Source organism: Buttiauxella sp. AC038, assembly GCF_979253565.1.
In genome coordinates, this window is record NZ_CEEDCQ010000004.1 from 64,050 (window position 1) to 83,089 (window position 19,040).

Annotated in this window: 17 protein-coding genes; 7 read left to right on the forward strand and 10 right to left on the reverse strand. The window is 46.5% G+C overall.

Features of this window, described 5'->3' with window-relative positions; all coding sequences use genetic code 11:
* The first annotated feature begins 201 nt into the window (after positions 1–201).
* Together AC0IXI_RS23890 and AC0IXI_RS23895 are read left to right on the forward strand one after the other, a co-directional pair.
* Positions 202–441 (forward strand): biofilm development regulator YmgB/AriR family protein, encoded by a 240-nt coding sequence (locus tag AC0IXI_RS23890; protein ID WP_471683383.1) that lies wholly within the window; start codon positions 202–204, stop codon positions 439–441.
* Positions 442–1,285: 844 nt separating this feature from the next.
* On the forward strand, positions 1,286–1,945 hold the full coding sequence (locus tag AC0IXI_RS23895; RefSeq protein ID WP_471683346.1) for a helix-turn-helix transcriptional regulator: 660 nt from the start codon (positions 1,286–1,288) through the stop codon (positions 1,943–1,945).
* Between the two features lie 98 nt (positions 1,946–2,043).
* Here the strand turns inward: AC0IXI_RS23895 and AC0IXI_RS23900 are convergent, their stop codons facing one another.
* From AC0IXI_RS23900 to AC0IXI_RS23910, 3 genes are all read right to left on the reverse strand, one after another.
* On the reverse strand, positions 2,044–2,547 hold the full coding sequence (locus AC0IXI_RS23900) for a YciE/YciF ferroxidase family protein (RefSeq protein ID WP_471683347.1): 504 nt from the start codon (positions 2,545–2,547) through the stop codon (positions 2,044–2,046).
* Positions 2,548–2,616: 69 nt separating this feature from the next.
* Positions 2,617–3,831: a zinc-dependent alcohol dehydrogenase gene (locus tag AC0IXI_RS23905; RefSeq protein WP_471683348.1), complete on the reverse strand. Its 1,215-nt coding sequence runs from the start codon at positions 3,829–3,831 to the stop codon at positions 2,617–2,619.
* A 253-nt stretch (positions 3,832–4,084) separates the two neighbouring features.
* Positions 4,085–5,080, reverse strand: coding sequence for a hypothetical protein (locus AC0IXI_RS23910; RefSeq protein ID WP_471683349.1), 996 nt, complete (start codon positions 5,078–5,080; stop codon positions 4,085–4,087).
* Between the two features lie 266 nt (positions 5,081–5,346).
* Between AC0IXI_RS23910 and AC0IXI_RS23915 the strand changes: the two genes are divergently transcribed.
* Complete coding sequence (locus AC0IXI_RS23915) at positions 5,347–6,222, forward strand: SDR family oxidoreductase (RefSeq protein ID WP_471683384.1); 876 nt, start codon at positions 5,347–5,349, stop codon at positions 6,220–6,222.
* Positions 6,223–6,342: 120 nt separating this feature from the next.
* Positions 6,343–7,308 carry a magnesium and cobalt transport protein CorA gene (locus AC0IXI_RS23920; protein WP_471683350.1) on the forward strand — a complete coding sequence of 322 codons (966 nt, stop codon included), beginning with the start codon at positions 6,343–6,345 and terminating at the stop codon, positions 7,306–7,308.
* A 147-nt stretch (positions 7,309–7,455) separates the two neighbouring features.
* On the opposite strand, the gene AC0IXI_RS23925 is transcribed toward AC0IXI_RS23920, so the two are convergent.
* The 7 genes from AC0IXI_RS23925 to AC0IXI_RS23955 form a co-directional block, all read right to left on the reverse strand.
* The gene (locus tag AC0IXI_RS23925; RefSeq protein WP_471683389.1) at positions 7,456–7,683 is read right to left on the reverse strand and encodes a hypothetical protein; all 228 of its coding nucleotides are present in this window, start codon (positions 7,681–7,683) and stop codon (positions 7,456–7,458) included.
* Between the two features lie 26 nt (positions 7,684–7,709).
* Positions 7,710–10,265 carry a malto-oligosyltrehalose synthase gene (gene treY / locus AC0IXI_RS23930; RefSeq protein WP_471683385.1) on the reverse strand — a complete coding sequence of 852 codons (2,556 nt, stop codon included), beginning with the start codon at positions 10,263–10,265 and terminating at the stop codon, positions 7,710–7,712.
* Complete coding sequence (gene treZ / locus AC0IXI_RS23935) at positions 10,265–12,052, reverse strand: malto-oligosyltrehalose trehalohydrolase (protein WP_471683351.1); 1,788 nt, start codon at positions 12,050–12,052, stop codon at positions 10,265–10,267. Before treZ ends, treY begins: the two co-directional genes overlap by 1 nt.
* A gap of 127 nt (positions 12,053–12,179) precedes the next feature.
* Positions 12,180–13,100: a manganese catalase family protein gene (locus tag AC0IXI_RS23940; RefSeq protein WP_471683352.1), complete on the reverse strand. Its 921-nt coding sequence runs from the start codon at positions 13,098–13,100 to the stop codon at positions 12,180–12,182.
* A 65-nt stretch (positions 13,101–13,165) separates the two neighbouring features.
* Positions 13,166–13,672, reverse strand: coding sequence for a ferritin-like domain-containing protein (locus AC0IXI_RS23945; RefSeq protein ID WP_471683353.1), 507 nt, complete (start codon positions 13,670–13,672; stop codon positions 13,166–13,168).
* An 82-nt stretch (positions 13,673–13,754) separates the two neighbouring features.
* Positions 13,755–14,228 (reverse strand): YciE/YciF ferroxidase family protein, encoded by a 474-nt coding sequence (locus tag AC0IXI_RS23950; RefSeq protein ID WP_471683354.1) that lies wholly within the window; start codon positions 14,226–14,228, stop codon positions 13,755–13,757.
* A gap of 770 nt (positions 14,229–14,998) precedes the next feature.
* Positions 14,999–15,508 (reverse strand): DUF1003 domain-containing protein, encoded by a 510-nt coding sequence (locus AC0IXI_RS23955; protein ID WP_471683355.1) that lies wholly within the window; start codon positions 15,506–15,508, stop codon positions 14,999–15,001.
* A 332-nt stretch (positions 15,509–15,840) separates the two neighbouring features.
* Here AC0IXI_RS23955 and AC0IXI_RS23960 point away from each other — a divergent pair, with 332 nt between their 5' ends.
* The 3 genes from AC0IXI_RS23960 (at position 15,841) to AC0IXI_RS23970 (ending at position 18,595) form a co-directional block, all read left to right on the forward strand.
* Entirely contained in the window at positions 15,841–17,163 is a 1,323-nt protein-coding gene (locus tag AC0IXI_RS23960; protein WP_471683356.1) for a cation:proton antiporter, read from the forward strand.
* Between the two features lie 325 nt (positions 17,164–17,488).
* Positions 17,489–18,064 (forward strand): SDR family NAD(P)-dependent oxidoreductase, encoded by a 576-nt coding sequence (locus tag AC0IXI_RS23965; RefSeq protein ID WP_471683386.1) that lies wholly within the window; start codon positions 17,489–17,491, stop codon positions 18,062–18,064.
* Between the two features lie 141 nt (positions 18,065–18,205).
* Positions 18,206–18,595 carry a YdeI family stress tolerance OB fold protein gene (locus AC0IXI_RS23970; RefSeq protein WP_471683357.1) on the forward strand — a complete coding sequence of 130 codons (390 nt, stop codon included), beginning with the start codon at positions 18,206–18,208 and terminating at the stop codon, positions 18,593–18,595.
* Positions 18,596–19,040: the final 445 nt, after the last annotated feature.

A 19,040-nucleotide genomic window follows, 5' to 3' on the forward strand; every position in this document is an offset into this window, starting at 1 on the left:
TTTGCTTGCCCGAAAGGCATTCCATCCATAACTGCACCGCAGAGTGGTTTAAACAGTATGTTTTTTCTCCACAATGCAAGTGAGCTCTGAATTAATACGTTATTCAAGTTAATTACTTGTAAAAATTGTGATCCGCATCTACTTTTATCAGGCGACAAACGAACCCGCAGATATCCTTTTGAAGAGAGCTTAGTGTCACATATGCGTACCGAAGAACAACTCAGCAATTATTTATCAACGATTAATGTATTCCAGGAAAGTGAAGTTCTTACCGTGAAAACCATCACTTTACAACTTCTTGAAAGGAAAGCCTTTGTCAGCAATAAAGATGTGATTATGGAGCTGATAGAACGTCTGGAAACGGAGAAGGATGAAGTTCAGAAAGATATCTTAAGAAACGCTCTGGAAATGCTTCTGCAACGAACTCCGGATGATATCTGAATGAGCTTAAAATAATTCATGCTGGTTGAATTCTTGCAAGAGTACTGAATGACAGATAAATAAGGATATGTGGGTAAACCAGGAGTTTATAAGCTATCAAACCCGCATCTCATCTTTCCTCATACCCTGTTCAGTCATTATTACCACTTCATGTGATGATCCTTGAAGCACCGGGCGTATCCATTCAAAACTTAATATGTAAAAATTCTCTTCTACGGATGCCTCCTTTAATAACATTTAATTTCTTTGCATGTTTAAACACATTAACTTTCATTATACGTCCAAGCTTGTATGATGATTTGTAAAACCCAAGAGAATGCCTTATTGTCAGGGCCATGCATTTCGGGAATACGCTCCTTACAGAAATTAAGTTAATTTTTTTAATGCATATCAGGGATCATTTTTAGCTTTTCCAACTAGATTGCCAAAAATGTAACAGGCTCGCTTGCTCTGGTGCGCGCTCATTCGAATGGTATATACTTATTAGTGAGTAGTGTGTTATTGACATAATGAGTGAGCCAAACTCAGCAAGCATGAAGAAAGGATGATGAAAATAGGATATTAATTTTGCCAGAGTAAATGGTCATTAGCTGGCAGGAGAATGGTGCAAGCCGCGCCAGGATGTTTGCCATTCTCTATCACCACACTCGTGCGTAATATGCATTCGAGTGGTGCAATATTCCCCGGTGGAATCTGTGTAAGAACATTTCATTTTTTATAAAAATGCAAATAACCGTAATGTAACGTTAAGTATATTTCGATTTCTAGTCAGAGGAATGGTTGTAACTACAGGAGCGTAGAAAACGAATATGTAATTTGTTACGCTGTTTTATCTGGAGCAAGCATGGTTAACCTTAATACTAGCGACTATCCAAGTACCTATACGTCTTCTTTTCTGATAAAGGATTCATGGCTGAGATTAGGATTACTAAACTTAGTTGAAGAGTATGTCCATAATAAAAGATTAAAAGCCAATTTTGTGTTTTTTACAGCCGAATACTACTACCAGGTTCTGGAAAGAAAAGACTCCTTTTATGATACGGTGTTCATTTTTTTTATCAGAGACAACGCCTATTCATTTCTCAGTGAGCTTCCTGCCCATCGTGTGTCCATCTCCGTCTCACCTCAAAAATTGATTGGCTTACTTGATAACATCGTCCCTACTCGTTTTATTTTAGACAGTCAGAACCCACATTTTCACCTCAGTGAACGAGAAGCCACCTTTATTGCTTTTTCTACAATGGGGATGTTACCTGCTGAAATCAGTGTAAAAATGGACCTTCACATTAAAACCATTTATGATCTTCGCCTCAGTGTCTTAAAGAAGTTTGGCTGTGCCACGTTTAACAGTTTCAGTGTGATGATCCATAACCCGTTTTTTAAAACCTGGATGGCATCTCATTATCATAATATCAATAAACAATGTGACCAAAATTGTATAACCTCAGGAAAAAGCAGGGAATTTGCTTACCTGAACGAGGATTCAACCCGTTTTTTCTCTTAAGACAGCGCTACCGGATTGAAGGTCTTTTCAGTGCCATGCCTCAAAATACAGGCATGGCATTTCTTACTTTGCCATGATGATAAAATCAGATTAAAACATTAACCGGGATGTTTCTCTGCATCCGGATTGACGGCTGATTTCGCAATTGTGCTCAGTTTGCTGTCTGCGGTTTTCTCTTCCTCAAGTGTGGCACCCAGCAGATTTTTGGCTTCTGCATAACCCAGTTGATGTGCCAGAGTACATAAAGTGCCATATGCGGCAATTTCATAATGTTCAACTTTCTGCGCTGCTGCAATGAGTCCTGCGTCACGGACGGCCCCTTTATCCACCCCGTCAATAACCTCCTGACCTTCTTCTATCAGCCCTTCCATTGCCACGCATTTAATCCTTGAAAGCTTAAGTCCTTCAATACTGTCTACTACCTGATCGATGCGTTCTATCTGACCACGAGTCTCTTCAAGGTGGCCGCGGAATGCTTCAGCAAGTGACGGTTCAGCTGCTGCCCGGGCAAGTGTTGGCAACGCGCGGGTCAACTGCTTCTCAGCACTGTACGTGTCTGAGAGCAAATGTCTGAATAACTCTTCAAGCGTTTTAATTTGCATTGATTGTTCTCCACAGTCGAGTTTCTTTAAGTCATTTAACTGCCACACCTCATATCGGAATTGCAGTGCTCAGGGTTTATAAAATTTATCGGAAAGTTCGGGCTGATATGTTTTCATGCCCGGAATGAGAATAACCTTGCGACAGTCTTCCTCTTTCTTTTCAAACATCTCATAACCACGAGCAGCGTCTGCCAGCGGCAGATGGTGGGTAATTATTTCTTCAGGATGCAATAAGCCATTTTCAATCAACTCAAGTAACTCCGGCAGAAATGCGTGCACATGAGTCTGACCCATTTTAAAGGTCAATCCTTTATCAAACGCATCACCAAAAAGAAAACCATGTATAAAACCGGCATAGACACCGGGAACGCTGACGGTACCCCCTCGTCGGACAGCAGCAATACATTGTCTGAGTGCCTTGCCGCTGCTCCCTTCTAATTTCAGACTGGTGAGAACGGTTTCTGTCAGACTACCTTTTGCTTCAAAGCCGACGGCATCAATCACCGCATCAACCCCCCTGTGGCCTGCGGATTGCTCAATTATCAATGCAGCAGGATCGTCGGTTTCATCAAAGTTAACGGGGATAACCCCATAACGATCTTTCGCAAAGGCAAGACGATAGGGGTGGTGGTCAATCATGAAAATTTGATCTGCTCCCGCCAGACGCGCACAGGCAGCACTCAAAAGGCCTACCGGACCTGCACCAAAAATAGCAATGCTTGAACCTTGCGTTACACCTGCGTTTTTAACAGCCTGCCAGGCCGTGGGAAGAATATCTGATAAAAACAAAACCTTATCATCGGCCAGCAAATCCGGTACTTTGAATGGGCCTGTATTGCCCTTCGGCACACGAACGTATTCCGCCTGACCGCCAGGGATGCCGCCATACATTTTGCTGTAACCAAACAGGGCCGCTGGAGGGGTAATTTGCTTTCGATTCAGCGCAGCGCCCTTTCCTGTATTCGTCGTTTCACAGGCGGCATATTGTTGCATGTGGCAGAAAAAACACTCCCCGCAGGCAATCACAAAGGGGATGACAACACGATCACCTTTTGCCACCGCAGTGACATCCTTTCCGGTCTCCACCACTTCGCCCATGAACTCGTGCCCGAAGATATCACCCTGTTCTGTCGTGGGAATTTTTCCACGATAAAGGTGAAGGTCTGAGCCACAAATTGCTGTGGCCGTCACCCGCAGAATAATATCGTCTGAGGCTTCTATGCCGGGGTCAGGATGAGTATCAACACTCACTGAGTGGGGGCCGTGATAAGTCAGTGCTTTCATAATTTCTCCTGCGCAAGCCGGTTCAGGCACAGGAGAAGTGTAGTTGCTCTGAACGAGAATGCAGGGGCGGCTCAAGCACATCGGGCAGAAGTTATCCCCAGAAAAAGTGCATAACCCTGTGCACAATACTGGGAGAGAGCATGTAGCAGTCTGTTTCAAATGAGGATCCGGTGAACACTGGTGTGAACCTGATGCGGGTTGCAGTGCTCACCGGAGAGCAGGTTAAAATATCTTAAAAATAGTCACTGAAAATTCAAAGCGCGCGCTTATCAATGGCGAGGCGACGAGGTTGATGACGATGACCCAACATCCCCATGGCACCGGCAAGCACAGCCTCAACAATCAACATGAAAAAGCTAAACCAGCTCGCTTTAGCTGTGGCGGCTGCGGCTTTCTCTCCCGCTTCACGTGCTTTTTGTTCCGCCTGTTTTTTCAGCTCTTCATATTTTGCACGGGCCGCCTGATAATTTTTCTCTGTCTGAGCGACGATTTGTTCGGCCTCAGCATCACTTTTACCGGTGCGGGCAACAATGATATTTTTCAGTGCATCTCGGTCGGCCGCCTGGAAAGTTGCACTGTTTCTGTCAGCAAGGCCTTTTAAAAACTGCGAGATGTCGCCACCCTGAGCCATCTGGCTTTTGGCTCTGTTCCCTTCAGTTTGTGCCTGTTGCTGCAAGGCTCCGGGTTGTAACTCCGGTTTCCCCGTCTGGCGCAAAGTGGTTTCCAGTTGATTCTGTAAATCATCAAGACTGAAATTGCTGTCGTTAAGGTTTTCTTTTGCCATCTGCGTGACAGAAGGCGCTACCGCCGCCACACCACTACCCAGCGTCTGAAGACCACTTCCGATCGCACTCATCGCACCTGTGACCGCGCTGTTGGCGACAATGAGCAAAAAACCGGTACAGATAAGTGTATTAACGCCAAACATCAGTACGCCATGCAGGGCTCCTTCACGAAAAGCAAGTCGACCGCTGGCATAGCCCCCAGCGGCAATAGCCAGCAGCATGCTCAGACCCGTCCAGATAGCCGCTCCGGTTGCAATGCCTTCCAGTGGATCCTGTTCTTTCAGAGGATCGATGGTACTGGCGCCGATCGCTGTCCCGAGAATGACCAGTAATAAATACACCACCATAGAAATAACCACACCGGCGAAAATTGCACTCCAGGAAATACGTTTTAAGGGCACCTCATTCAACGTGTTAAAGGTCGGGTCGTAATGTCTTTCATCCGGAGCATGATAATTTGTCATTTTAACTCTCCAACGTTTTCAGGGTAATAAGAGACATGCAGTGTTAAATATTATTCGATAAAACACATGATGAATATTAAGAATAGTCTCACCCTCGATGAGATGAATTTAAATATTTACCGTACCGATATTATTGTTGATCAGTCGGCATATGTTTTTGCGTCTGAAATAACTCAGGATCGGCGATATATTGCGACAATGACTATGCTTGATGGGTATTCATTTCCTGAAGAGGCTGAAAAATGTCAAAAAAAGACCAGTATCAGATGCAAAACCCATTAACGCAGTATGACAATGGTGACTATCCGAAACAGAAGCAACCCGCACCGGGATTGCAGCATAAAATGAAACCGGTCCCCGATTGTGGCGAAGAAACGTATCGGGGAAGCGGTAGATTGAAGGGTCGTAAAGCCCTGGTAACCGGTGCAGACTCCGGAATTGGCCGTGCGGTCGCGATAGCCTATGCCCGTGAAGGCGCTGATGTGGCCATTAACTATCTTGAAACTGAACAGTCTGATGCAGACGATGTTGCTCGCTTGATTGAAGAGGCGGGACAAAAGGTGTTCATGTTGCCTGGTGATCTCAGCGATGAAGTTATCGCACGTAAAGTCATCGACGAGGCAGGAAAAAAGCTGGCTGGTCTGGATATTCTTGCATTTGTTGCGGGTAAACAGGTCGCCGTGGAATCTCTGGTAAATCTGACGACGGAACAACTGACGACAACCTTTGCAACGAATGTATTCTCTCTTTACTGGATGGTTCAGCAGGCTCTTCCTGATCTCCCTGCTGGGGCCAGTATCATAACAACTTCTTCCATCCAGGCTTATCAGCCCAGCGCACATCTGCTTGATTACGCCGCGACAAAAGCAGCTATCCTCAATTTTACACGAGGACTGGCGAAGCAGGTTGCAGAAAAAGGTATCAGGGTAAACTGTGTTGCTCCCGGCCCCATATGGACTGCTTTACAAATCTCAGGCGGACAGACTCAGCAAAAGATCCCGAAGTTTGGACAGCAAACCCCACTTAAAAGAGCAGGTCAGCCTGCCGAACTGGCACCTGTTTATGTCTATCTTGCTTCGCAGGAATCTAGTTATGTCACAGCAGAAGTTCATGGTGTGACAGGGGGTGAACATCTGGGATAATTGCACTTGAATGAGAAAGACCAGAAACTGGCGGGTAAAAACAATAAGAAATAATACGTTGTGATTTTTTTGAGGCTGAAATAATTTTGCTATCACCCGTTGAATAAGGACATGATTTTTATGATAGTTAACAGCATGGTTTATCGTCCGGGGCGCGCTGGTGAGGTCGTCAATGTCGATGACATCAGTGAAGTGATAAAGGAGCCAGATGCTTTCATCTGGCTTGGGTTGTGGCAGCCTGAACCCGAATTTATGTATAAAGTGCAGGAAGAATTTTGCCTGCATGAGCTGGCAGTCGAGGATGCGCTTAATGCGCATCAGCGCCCCAAAATTGAACAGTATGGCGATTCTTTATTTATCGTGGTCAAAACAGCGCATCACGATGGTGAGCTGGTTGCATTTGGTGAAACGCATCTTTTTGTCGGTAAAAACTTTCTGATCTCAGTCCGGCATGGTGCTTCAGATAGTTATAGCCCCGTCAGAGAGCGTGCCTCACAAAGACCCGTGATGCTGGCATATGGACCGGGCTTTCCTCTTTATTGTCTCCTTGATTTCATCGTGGATCATTATGCTGAGATGACAACATCGCTGAGTGTAAAAATCAGTGATATGGAAGAAGCCATGTTCCGTAGTGAGTTTGACCGCGAAGCCGTTCAGAACGTTTACACAATGCGCCGACAACTCCTTTCACTGCAAAATGCAGCGGCACCCGTTGAAGAAATCTGCACTCAGCTTATACGACTGCACGAAGATATTATCCCTAAACCGCTACGTGCCTATATCCGCGATGTGCAGGACCATGCTCGTCACGTGGTGAACGATGCGGAAGATATGAGGGAAATGCTGACAAGTGCCATGCATGTCAATCTTGCATTAGTGACAGTCCAGCAAAATGAAGTCGTAAAGAAATTAGCAGGATGGGGTGCCATTCTGGTTGTGCCGACTGTGGTATTCAGCATGTACGGAATGAATTTCGATCACATGCCAGAACTTCATACCCGTTATGGATATCCGGCTGTTACAGGTTTTACCGTGATAGCGTGTTTCGCGCTCTGGGCACGGCTCAGACGATCAGGTTGGCTGTAGGTGGGTAAGAAATGCTGCCTTTTTAAATCTCCTGCTCGTAAACCCAACAGCTTTTATAAAAAGTCTTACTTAGCTAATGAAATTCTCTGAAAGCTTAAGTCGCTATAACTACAACAGTTAGCTGAAAGCCCGGTGATCATAACGAGTTTACCGTTGGCAACACCTTCTAAGAATGAGGTTGATTACCATGTGCACGAGTAAAGGTCCCCGCTCCCATCTGCGAGAACTCACGCGAAATAGGACAAAATAAGATGATGGTTCCACCCGCTCCGCATGTGCCGAGAAAAGCGCAAAATTGACGCCTTCGCCATCGAAATTAGCCCCAAGTAGCTGACTGTTCCCCGCCAGGATTTCAAAACTTTTCACCAGTTTCATGACTATTTCCTTAATAACGAAATCAATCAAAAGCAGCGGCTTTCAGAATCCTTAATCAGCATTAACAACACGGGTACGCCAGAGTTGAAGGAATGAAGGTCGATGCTATCCGTAAGAAGCCGCTCATTTCCGCGCAAAATATCGTGATAACGCCGGTTCGCCAGGGGGTCAGGCAAAGGGATTTCCGTCTGCGCCCACAGAGCCGTCGGGGGCAAAGCGAGGCCGCTATGCAGCGCATCAAAAACCAGCCGTGGGGCAATCATAATGAACGCATCACTGTCGTTCATCCGGGCAAACGCAATCACGTTATCCGCCTGTTTCCCGTTTGCTAAAAGCGGCAGATAACCGCCCTTACGGAACAAATCTGGCTTGCCCTGACGTAAGCGCAGCATGCAGGCTGTGGTTTGCAGCTTCACTTTTCCGTCAAGCCAGTCCTCATCTACGCTGAAATTCGGCAAGGCATCGCCTGCAAGCATGTGCTCCAGGAGGGCGAAATTAGGTTCACGGCGGTTATCGGGATCGACAAGACTGAAGTTCAGAGCCTCACTCCCCTGATAGATGTCCGGCACGCCAGGAGCCGCAAGTTTGATAACTGCCTGAGTCAGGCTGTTCACCAGCCCAGCGCGGATAAACGGCTGTAGCCCGTCATTAAATGCCTGAAGAAACGCCTCATTTTCCGGGCTGAGCAAATACCGGGCATAGTCCAGCACTGCATTTTCATATGCTTCATTGTTATCGACCCAATCCGTGCGCAACTTGGCCTCTCGTAATGCCTTTTGGACGAATTCAACAAAACGGGCTTCCAGGGCATGAAGTGCTGTTTCATCGTGCAGGTTCATCGTGGCAGGCCAGACCCCGGCCAGCGCCTGATACAACATCCAGGTATCCACGCCGCGCGGCGCGATACCATCATTAAGAAAGATGACTTTTGTCTGATTCATCTGACGCCATCGCACGACGAAGTCAGCCCACATTTTCGGAGCTTCGGTTAGCGTATACAAACGCGCACGGGCGTCTTCGCCGCGTTTTGTATCGTGTGTAGAGGTACTGGTCATCGCATCAGGCTGGCGCTCAAGGCGGGTTTTCATCTCTTTATGAAAACGGGCCGCTGAGAAGGCTCGCTGCACCGGTTCGGCCCCTACTTCATTCAGCGCGAGATCCATGTGCTGGCGGAAAAACAGCGTGTCTTCCACCGATTTTGCCATCAACGGGCCGGTCAGTTGCTGGAAGCGGGTGAGAAATTCTCCCGCGATTTTTACCTGGTCTGGCGCGACGTTACCCGTGAGAAGTCGGGAAAGGAAATCGAGCGCTTGGGGATCAGCGGCATGTTCGCCAGCCTGGATTTTTGCCGTAATGGCGTTCAACAATGCACGATCTTTTGCCGGCAATCCTAATGGGGTGCCGTAGGTGCGATATACCGGGAAGGCGATCAGCAGTTCACGCAATGCCTGTCGCAGGGCTAGTACCTCAACCGCCACACCTTCGGCCTGCGCTATATTGATGACCAGATTCAGCAGCCGGGTAAATTCCCCTTCAAAATTGCAGTCCACCATCAGGAGTTTGGCCGCACGCAATTCGGCTCCCATATCCATTGTCTGGCCTGCCACGGTTTCATAGGCTTTGCGCAGCGCGTCAAGCTGCTCATCATCAACCAAGACTTCGGATAACGAGGAGATAAATTCATAGCCCGTGGTGCCAGAAACTGGCCAGTCTGGAGGCAACTGCTCACCCTTGCCGAGAATTTTCTCCACCGTAATATAACAATCAGCGCCCGCTTCCTGACGCAGGGTTTGCAGATACCCTTTCGGGTCGGCAAGTCCATCGACATGATCTACCCGTAACCCGTCCACCACGCCGGTTTTCACCAATTCCAGGATCAACCGATGGGTATCAGCAAACACCGTTTCATCCTCTACACGTATGCCCACCAGTCCGGTAACTTCAAAGAAACGACGGTAAGATAATTCACGTGGCGCATCCCGCCAGGACATCAAGCGGTATGGCTGAAGTTTATGTAAATCGGTAATGGCTTTTTTATCATTCAGATTTAAAATCACAGCCTCACGGCCCCGATAACTCTCAGGCGTCAGCGGGTAAAAATTATCGGCGTAAAAGAAAGCGGGTCTGTCGGTTTGTGGGTCTGGCCTGATGCCAATTTCATCGTTTTCCAGCAGTATTTCAAACGTATCGCCAAGAAACGGTAACGTCAGCCGGCGTGTCCAGTCGATATCAAAGTGTCTGGCAAAGCAGGAATTTTCGCCATGCTCAAGCACGTCACGCCACCAGGTATTTTCCAGCGATGACGCCATATGGTTTGGCACAATATCAAGAATCAAACCCAGCCCATGTTCCTTGAGCGTATGCGCAAGGCGATCAAAGCCCTCCCGCCCCCCAAGAGCGGGGTCAATCTCGTTAAAATCGGTAATGTCATAACCATGGGTAGAGCCGGATGTGGCAGTAAAAACGGGAGAGGCATACAGATGGCTGATGCCAAGCTGCTTAAGATAAGGCACCAATGCCGCGGCACGCGCGAACGTCATGCCGTTACGAAACTGAAGGCGATAAGTGGCCGTTGGGATCATCACTTTGTCTCCCCTGATGCAAGACGAACAATGATGGAATGCGGGGGCAAATCATCTGTTGCTTTCGGCCAGGCAAAAAGCGTCTCGCCGGGCAGATTTGGCAGTGTGCGCGTGGCTTTGCCTATATTCAGCGCCATCGATAGCGTGCCAGCCGGAAAGGCCCAGGTGACAACTATAAATCCTTCGTCCGTTTTTATTATCTTTCCAGCGTCACCGCCTGCGGAGCCCAGCAACGGCACAATAAATTTTTGCCGCAGCGCCAACAGTCGTCGGGTGAAATCCAGCCACTGTTGACCTGATTCATGTTCCGTCTTGTTCCAGTCGAGTCGGGAGGCGTTGAAGGTCTTATCCGCGTTCGGATCGGGAACGTCCTCGCCATCGTGTCCGTGATGGCCTTTAAATTCTTTTGTACGGCCTTCTCGCACAGCTTTGGCCAGCTCGCCATGAAAATCGGTAAAGAACAAAAATGGATGGGTTTCGCCATATTCCTCGCCCATAAACAGTAACGGAATGTGTGGCGAGCACAACAGCATGGCGAGCAAGACCTGGGTACGCTCAGGCCCTGCCAGTACGATAAGCCTCTCACCCTGGGCGCGGTTGCCCGTCTGATCGTGGTTCTGGATGAAGTCTACAAAGGCGACGGGCGGTTGAGCGGTGCTTTTCACGCCGCGCGGTTTGCCTGCGTGTCCGGAGTGCTCTCCCTGCCAGGCAAAACCCTCTGCCAACGATCTGGCAACATGTTTCGCCGGGTTAACGGCAAAATCCTCGTAATACGCGTGCGTTTCCCCGGTGGCAAAAACGTGAGCCGCATTATGTAAATCATCGTTCCATTCCGCCGTAAACAACGGCACTGAGCCATCTTCTTCACGGGGGTGAAGGAAAATCACGTTGCGACTGTCTTCGGTCGTCAGGTGAATTTTCCGGCTGGTAATTTCTGCGCGGATACGCCGCGCAATCTCAATCAGCACATGTTTATCTGATGCGTCATCGATATGGTCTATCGCATCAAAGCGAAGACCGTCGAGGTGATATTCTTTCAGCCAGTAGAGCGGAGCTTCAACGATATACCGCCGCACCGCATCCACGTCATAGGCGATACCCGGGCCCCACGGCGTCATCCTTTTTTCGTGGAAAAATTCCGGCGCGAACAACGGTAAATAATTACCTTCTGGGCCGAAGTGGTTAAGAACAATATCCAGCACCACTGACAGACCCAAACCGTGGGCAGCATCGATAAACGCTTTAAATTCTTCAGGCGTACCGTAGGCAGAATGCGGGGTATACAGCAACACGCCATCATAACCCCAGCCTCGATTACCTCCGAATTGCGAAACCGGCATCACCTCAATCATAGTGATACCCAGTTCGGCCAGATAAGGCAGCTTTTCCCTTGCCGCGCTGAACGTGCCTTGCGGGGTAAAAGTGCCGAAATGGAGTTCATAAATGACGCTTTCTTCCCACGGGCGACCCTGCCACTGGGCGTTCTGCCACGCGTAATGTTCGGGGTCGATAACCAGCGATGGTCCATTAACATCAGTTTTCTGTGCTCGGGAGGCAGGGTCAGGCACTTCCCTGCCGTCAGCCAGCACGAACTGATATTCTGCGCCCGGCGAGATCCCTGCCACTTCAAGTTCGAACCAACCATCCTTCGCGATTCTCATCGCCCGCGTTTCGTCATCCAGTCTCAGCGAGATGCTTGTCTGCCCGGGTGCCCAAAGGCGAAAGCGCACAACGCCGTCTTCTATAAATTCACTGCCCCAGCTTTTAATAAATGTGTTGGCTTCCATTTTACGGCCTCGTTTAACAAAATGAGCTCTTCATTCTGTACGGTAAAACTTGTCGAGTTTTGAGGAGAGATGAATGCCAGTACGAGAATGGTCTCAAAGGCGAAGGCGACCGAAAGGTCGCCTGATATTATTTTTTCGAAGTTTTGTGTTTCACTGTTTTCATCTTGGCAGCTTCATTCTCGATAGGAGGAACGCTACCGAGATCGGTACCGGTGACCGGATTCACTTCGGGGTCGGAAGCCGTACGATTCGCCAGATTGTCCAGATTCACTTTTTGAGCGGCAGAAAGCGTCACGCTGGCTGAGCCATCACCGCCATCGACAGCCGGTTCGGGATTCGCCACGAAGGTAAAGTTCTCGTCAGAATTCCAGCTCCCGCGCATATCGTTGCCTTCTGACATGTTGTAATAAACGGTGGCGTATTTTTCGATTGGAGGCAGTTTCCCCGGCGGGAAGTTATTACTGATGGCATACAGGGCTTTTTCAAAGGATATCTGGTGCGCCACTTCACGGGTCATTAAAAAGCCCAGCGCATCCTTCACCCCCACATCATCCGTCAGATTAATCAGTCGCTCATAGAGGATTTTGGCACGGGCTTCAGCAGCGATATTGGAGCGTAAATCAGCGGTAACCTCACCGATAGTGTCGACATACGCTGCGGTCCATGGGACGCCGGCAGAATTTGTTAATGCCGGTCCGCCTCCGTACAATAGCGAAGTCAGATGGCTGTCATTACCGTTACCCGTAATGGTACGGTACAGTTCGCCTTCCTTTTCTGTTCCTTCCGCCAGCGAGCCTTTCGCCCCTTTATTGAGCATTCCAACCAGAGAGCCGATAATTTCTAGGTGGCTTAATTCTTCCGTGGCGATATCCATCAGCATATCTTTGCGACCAGGATCTTCGTCGCCCAGTCCCTGGGTGAAATACCGGCAGGCTGCCGCAAGTTCACCCTGCGGGCCACCGAACTGTTCAAGCAAAAGATTGGCAAGACCGGGATTAGGACCCGCAACCCGAACGGTATATTGTAACTGTTTAACATGTCTGAACATAACTCACTCCACTTAAGGGAAAGCCTCAGGGCCGGTTCCTGGTCCGGTCTCCCGTTGTGAAAATTCTATTTTTTTGCTTCCACACCCGGTGCCGCTGAACGCACCATGAACTGTTCAGTCACGTCCGGAAGATGCGTCAGCAACCACTCAGCCATTGCCACTTCCTGATCACGGATCTGAGTAAAAATCCGTACACCCTCGATGTCTCCCACCACTTCAGCGGCAGCTATTAGCGAGGTATAGCTGGCAATTTCCATGTTTTCAAAGACGAATCCACTGATCGCGCCTTTAACGATTTCGTCTTCCGCCAGCATGCCACCCATCGCCTGTCCCATCGCAGTGAGTTTCCCTACGGCATCTTTAATCACCGAACTGGAAGTGTCATAACGGTCAATGACCGACTGGACAAGAGCCTGTTGCTGTCGGGTTTCTTCAATGTGTTGCTCAATGCGGGCTTTCAGATCAGGATAATGCTCAATACGGCTGGCCATTTTTTCAAGCATACTTTCTGCCTGTTTTTCCATGGCATAAGCATCTCTTACCCAGTCAAGGTAGTTCTCTTCGTGTGTCATAAGGCACCTCTTGAATTAGTAAAGTTTCGTATCGTAAACGGCTTAATATTCAGATCGTTGAAACCGATGCTTGATAGCGACATTAAGATTGTTCGGCAATGACGGTTAATTTTTCGTCCGTGGCTTTTTCTTCCTGCAGTGTTTCTGCAAGCAGTTTCGCGGCTTTTTTATATCCCAGTTTCACAGCGAGGGCGTGGAGTGTCCCGTAGGTGGCAATTTCGTAGTGTTCCACTTTTTGGGCGGCCCCTATCAGCCCGGCATCCCGAATCGGGCCAGCTTCGACAGAATCAATGATTTCCTGCGCTTCTTCGACGAGACCTTCCAGTGCGTGGCATTTCATTCGTTTGATTCGTACACCTTCGGTGTTTTCAACTAACTCATCAAGGCGCTCAATTTGCCCGCGAGTTTCTTCCAGATGCAAATTAAACGCGGCAATAAGCTTCTCATCTGTGGCTGCGCGCGCCATTTTAGGCAGGGCACGCGTGATTTGTTTTTCGGCACTGTACACATCTGAAAGATCATGAATGAATAAATCTTCGAGTGTTTTGATCGTCATACAAAGTCTCTCCGGCTGTGGTAAGTGGCAATAGAACATTCATCTTATTTTTAACAATATAAATCCTGGCATAATTTTTGGGTCTTAATCTTCATCACGAAAAAAAGGTGAGCAGTGTTGTATTTCATTGTAACGAATACGGCTGTGCCATGTGGATTGAATCTCGTTAACTTATTGAAAAATAAATTAAACTAAATCTTTTAGAAGGGGTGAATTAAGGGGAGGGGTTAACGAGGAGGAAAAGTCTTAAAAAGATCAGCTTAAGATTGGAGTGAATGATATACAGAAAAAGTAGCCCCTTGCCACGCTGATTTTATCCGCAATAATGAATCTGAATAACGTCGCACTAATCTTTCTGGCAGTGAAATGATTAAGTGCTACAATAAAAATGATGTTGAGGATTCATATAAAACATAAGGATATGTCAACATAATGACTCTCTGCTTGACCAGATTTCTATACTGGTCTTTTTTTATCATAAACTCCTCCTGTAACAATCTCTCTATCTTAGCTAATATGAATAAAAGGACAAATCTTCAAAAGTACACCTTGAATATCAAATGCTGAGTTATAATTTCATTTAAATTTATTGTCATATGATTTATTCAACGAATGCTGGCAAGTGAAATTTAAGTCACTCATTAAAAAATTTCCTCCCCTTAATTTAGCCGGGAATTTTTATAACCTTGACAATCCGTAAGTATTCTTAGTGGCGCAGCACTAAGAATACGCGTGCCAACTATTTGCAACCTCGTTTGGAGACTTTCAGGTTATGAAACATTTTTAGTCTTTAGAACTATGAGCCTTTCCAGTAAATTATTTATATTAGCTATTTGGTTTTTTAATTCAGCCAAGTCATCTGAAGAAATTTCATCGATTTTTTCATGTAATCGTGTAATTTCGAGGTCCGCCTTAACATTAACATCGGATTCCATCTCATTTCTAATTTGATCATTTCTGGCCTGTCTTTTTTGGTTCATCATAATTGCGGGTGCTGTATAAGCAGACTGGAAAGATAAAAAAAGATTAAGGAGTATAAAAGGGAAAGGGTCGAATGCCGACTTTTTGATAATAATATTGTAGCTGGTCCATCCAATAATGATACCGGTCTGGAAGATAATGAATTTCCACGTTGCTATTGCGCTGGTTATTCTTTCTGCGAGTCGGTCTCCAAAAGAAGTTTCATTCTCTGTATATTTTGGGTCACGAATAAGAGCCTCATGTGCCTCGGGGATCTTCTCCCTTAAAATAGATAAGTTTTTCCTATCGTTAGTGCTCATTTTTTGCATGTTCATGTTCTCATATATTTATAAAGTGTAGCCTTCAGAAATTTTCTTCGCGGGTTATGAATAAATGATAAAATTTAAACATACTTAGATACATTTTACACATTAGTTAGTCGAAACCCTAAAGCATTATCGGTATTAGCTAGCAGCTTCAGATCGGAAATTTCTGAAAACAAATGTCGTGTATACATATTTTTTTGCATCACCTATTTGAAAAACTCAACCAGACTACTTTTATGCACTGAATGATGAATAATTATCAATTCAAATTGAAATATACTATGCTCCATATGAGGTTATGAAATAAAAACTTTAAGAGACGAAATATGAATTATCTTTCCTGGGTGACTGCTATGGGTTGCCTGATGCTTTTTATGTCCTTAATCTTTGGATGGTTGAATCGTACACCTGTTCCTGTGTTTGGCATCTATCTCCTTGTGGGAATTGCTTGTGGGCCATGGGTATTCGGCATACTTAACTTGGATATTCACCGTCATTCAATCTCTATCAATCGCATTACCGACATCGCTATGGCTGTATCCTTATTCATCACCGGACTGAAGATGCGCCATTCTTTGAAATCTCCTTTCTGGAAAACAGGGATACGCCTGGCTATCCCGTCAATGTTAATAACGATCGCTTTAGTCATGATTGCAGCGCATTTTTTTATGGGATTATCATGGCCATTGTCACTGATCCTGGCTGCGATTATTGCGCCAACAGATCCCGTTCTGGCTAGCCTTATTTCAGTGAATGACGCAAGAGACAATAATGAGCTCAGATTGTCCCTGTCCTGCGAAGCTGGGTTGAATGATGGGACAGCTCTACCATTTTTAATGTTGGGAATGTTATGGCAAAAACATGGGAGCACTATCACTACCAGTGATTTGTGGGAGTGGTTCGGTAAGGACTTGATATGGGCTTTACCGGGCGGCCTCATTATTGGATATATTCTGGGTAGGAGCATTGGCCTGCTGGCAACACACTTCCGGCATACTCAGCGAGTAGTTGCACCGAGTGATTTCATTGCACTGGGACTCATTTGCCTGAGTTTTTCATTGGCGATGACAGTCCATGCTTCAGGATTTCTTGCAGCTTTTGCTGCGGGAATCGGTCTTCGCAGTGCTGAAATTCGAGTACAAAGACGTCAGCCTTTAAAGGAAAAATCAGAGGAGGATACACCTGCTGAAATGCAGATAAATCCACATACTCGCCATGCAATAGAACACAAAAGTTCTGTTAAATCGGTCGGGCTGGTGATTGGGGATGCATTGTCCTTTGGTGATACTGTTGAAAGACTCATGGCCGCAGCACTGATCATTATGTTGGGTGTGACTCTTGCCTATCACTGGAATATGCCTGCGATGCTCCTAGCCCTGCTACTGTTTCTGTTGATAAGGCCACTTGCAGTGTATTTTTCGACTGCGTGTACCGGAATACCGGCGCAAGAGCGACTGATGATGGGCTGGCTGGGTATCAGAGGAATTGGTAGTCTTAATTATATTGCCTATGCATACTCCCACGGGCTTCAAGGCGGCGCGATTGAATTAATGACAAATATTGCGATTACCATCGTCACATTAAGTGTATTAATACATGGGATCTCTGTTTCACCACTTATGAATTTGAGAAAAAGTAAACGACATTGATGTCATAAGCTGGCCGTAACACTTCGCTGTGCCTCGTTATATCTTTATTGAGCACAGTCGGGCTATTTGCTTAATAAGCAACTTTGTGTCCGGTAAAAATTCACGAGTGAGAACACGACGGGAGAAACATATGCCTTTAGTTGTAGTGAAAGGTGGGACTGCAGGTGTCGGGCGAGCCAATGCGGTATGTTTTACGCGCCACGGTTACGATGTGGCGGTGATTGCGCGTAGTCCATAAGAGCTGACTGAAACGGTGAATGAACCCGGGCAAATGAGACAGACGGCCCAGCAGATATTTAATACGCTGGGTTAGGTTGACATCTGGATCAATGTCGCCATGTGTACCGTTATTGCGCCTTGTACTCAAATGAATCATTCCGAATATCAGCGAGTGACCGATGTTACCTATCACGGCGTAACCAACAGCACCCGCGAAGCCTTAAAATTGATGGAAAGTCGTAAAACCGGTCACATCATCCAGATAGGACCCGCTTTAGCCTATCGCTCCATTCCCCTGCAATCGGCCTATTGTGGTGCGAAATCCGCCATTCGGGGGATTAGCGGATTAAAGGGCCAACCCATCAGCGCTGGCCCTGAGACATGTGTGGCAGTTTTTATCGAGCCGGGTGCCTCCCGGAGAAACAGAAACCGAGCCATTCTGTTCCGCGTGCTTCTCTGCAAAAGCCTACTCAGTCCACCCCGCCGCTTAGGGGGATTCTCTCTAAAAACCTATGCCTCACCAGACGTGTACTGGCAACTACATATTAGTAATTCTTATAATATTTTTCCATTTTCTGGGCACTACTCAAGCAAGAGAATTACTTCTATTTCTTGGTGTGACAAGTCAGAAACAGACGCCGAGGCGGTGTCAACCGCCAAAATCGCTCCACCCTTGACTTAATAGCATGTTAATACTGGATGTAATATTTCATAGACAGTATATATACAGCAATGCTGCTATGCTTAATATTCTGTTATTTTTTTGTCACTAGCTTTGAACACTTAAACGATATGTGAAAGTTAATGAGATACAGGTGAAATTATGAAATTAATTTTAAGTTTATTAGTCTTACTGACCATTTCTCCGGTTTATGCTGACGATCAGGGAGGGTTAAAAGAAATTGTCGCGCCCCCTGCTCCTCACAAAATCGAGGATGGCTATCGTGGAACTGAAGATGCACGCGTGATGACTGTTAAATTTGCTAAAACCATGCACGATGGGGCAACTCTTTCGCTTCGAGGAAACCTCATTCATCATAACGGAGGTGACCATTATATTTTCCGTGATAGCACCGACCAAATAGAAATCATCATTCCAAAAAATATTTTTGATGGTAGGGAAGTTAAACCCGATCAAATGATAAGCATCAACGGTACACTTGATAAAAAAGGGAAACCATTGGTAATGAAGGTTGATCGCTTACAAAAATAAAAATATAAAATGTGTCTTATTGAAAGGGGCATCTATCAATAAGGCACTAACCAGAACTTTCTCCGTTATCAAAAAGCCTTTGAACTTATCACCTCCTTTTTTCATCACAATATAGTCTGTATTGCTGCGATACTGCAGCCCGGTAAACCATTCCTACTCGCTGCAAATAGAATACATATTTGCACATCATTTTTACGCAGGTAAATAATGAGAGACAGGAAATTTCGCGATGACAAGCACATGCTTCGCCCCCCTATAATCTATTCAGTTCCTCGTGCCAATTACCTTTCTCCGGCGTTGTCTGATGTGATGTTACAGGGAAACTATGCTCAAAAGAGGCTTAGCAGCAGGTCTACGTCCTGGTAGGTGGAGATTATTCCGGCGATTTGCATACCCTGCTTAGATTAGCATAGTATTGTCGCCCTCCATGCCCTTTCGGGAATAT

Bases quoted from the DNA above. Each gene is read 5' to 3' on its own strand.
- AC0IXI_RS23890 (WP_471683383.1), top strand. From the start codon at position 202: ATGCGTACCGAAGAACAACTCAGCAATTATTTATCAACGATTAATGTA.
- AC0IXI_RS23895 (WP_471683346.1), top strand. From the start codon at position 1,286: ATGGTTAACCTTAATACTAGCGACTATCCAAGTACCTATACGTCTTCT.
- AC0IXI_RS23900 (WP_471683347.1), bottom strand. From the start codon at position 2,547: ATGCAAATTAAAACGCTTGAAGAGTTATTCAGACATTTGCTCTCAGAC.
- AC0IXI_RS23905 (WP_471683348.1), bottom strand. From the start codon at position 3,831: ATGAAAGCACTGACTTATCACGGCCCCCACTCAGTGAGTGTTGATACT.
- AC0IXI_RS23910 (WP_471683349.1), bottom strand. From the start codon at position 5,080: ATGACAAATTATCATGCTCCGGATGAAAGACATTACGACCCGACCTTT.
- AC0IXI_RS23915 (WP_471683384.1), top strand. From the start codon at position 5,347: ATGCAAAACCCATTAACGCAGTATGACAATGGTGACTATCCGAAACAG.
- AC0IXI_RS23920 (WP_471683350.1), top strand. From the start codon at position 6,343: ATGATAGTTAACAGCATGGTTTATCGTCCGGGGCGCGCTGGTGAGGTC.
- AC0IXI_RS23925 (WP_471683389.1), bottom strand. From the start codon at position 7,683: ATGAAACTGGTGAAAAGTTTTGAAATCCTGGCGGGGAACAGTCAGCTA.
- treY (WP_471683385.1), bottom strand. From the start codon at position 10,265: ATGATCCCAACGGCCACTTATCGCCTTCAGTTTCGTAACGGCATGACG.
- treZ (WP_471683351.1), bottom strand. From the start codon at position 12,052: ATGGAAGCCAACACATTTATTAAAAGCTGGGGCAGTGAATTTATAGAA.
- AC0IXI_RS23940 (WP_471683352.1), bottom strand. From the start codon at position 13,100: ATGTTCAGACATGTTAAACAGTTACAATATACCGTTCGGGTTGCGGGT.
- AC0IXI_RS23945 (WP_471683353.1), bottom strand. From the start codon at position 13,672: ATGACACACGAAGAGAACTACCTTGACTGGGTAAGAGATGCTTATGCC.
- AC0IXI_RS23950 (WP_471683354.1), bottom strand. From the start codon at position 14,228: ATGACGATCAAAACACTCGAAGATTTATTCATTCATGATCTTTCAGAT.
- AC0IXI_RS23955 (WP_471683355.1), bottom strand. From the start codon at position 15,508: ATGAGCACTAACGATAGGAAAAACTTATCTATTTTAAGGGAGAAGATC.
- AC0IXI_RS23960 (WP_471683356.1), top strand. From the start codon at position 15,841: ATGAATTATCTTTCCTGGGTGACTGCTATGGGTTGCCTGATGCTTTTT.
- AC0IXI_RS23970 (WP_471683357.1), top strand. From the start codon at position 18,206: ATGAAATTAATTTTAAGTTTATTAGTCTTACTGACCATTTCTCCGGTT.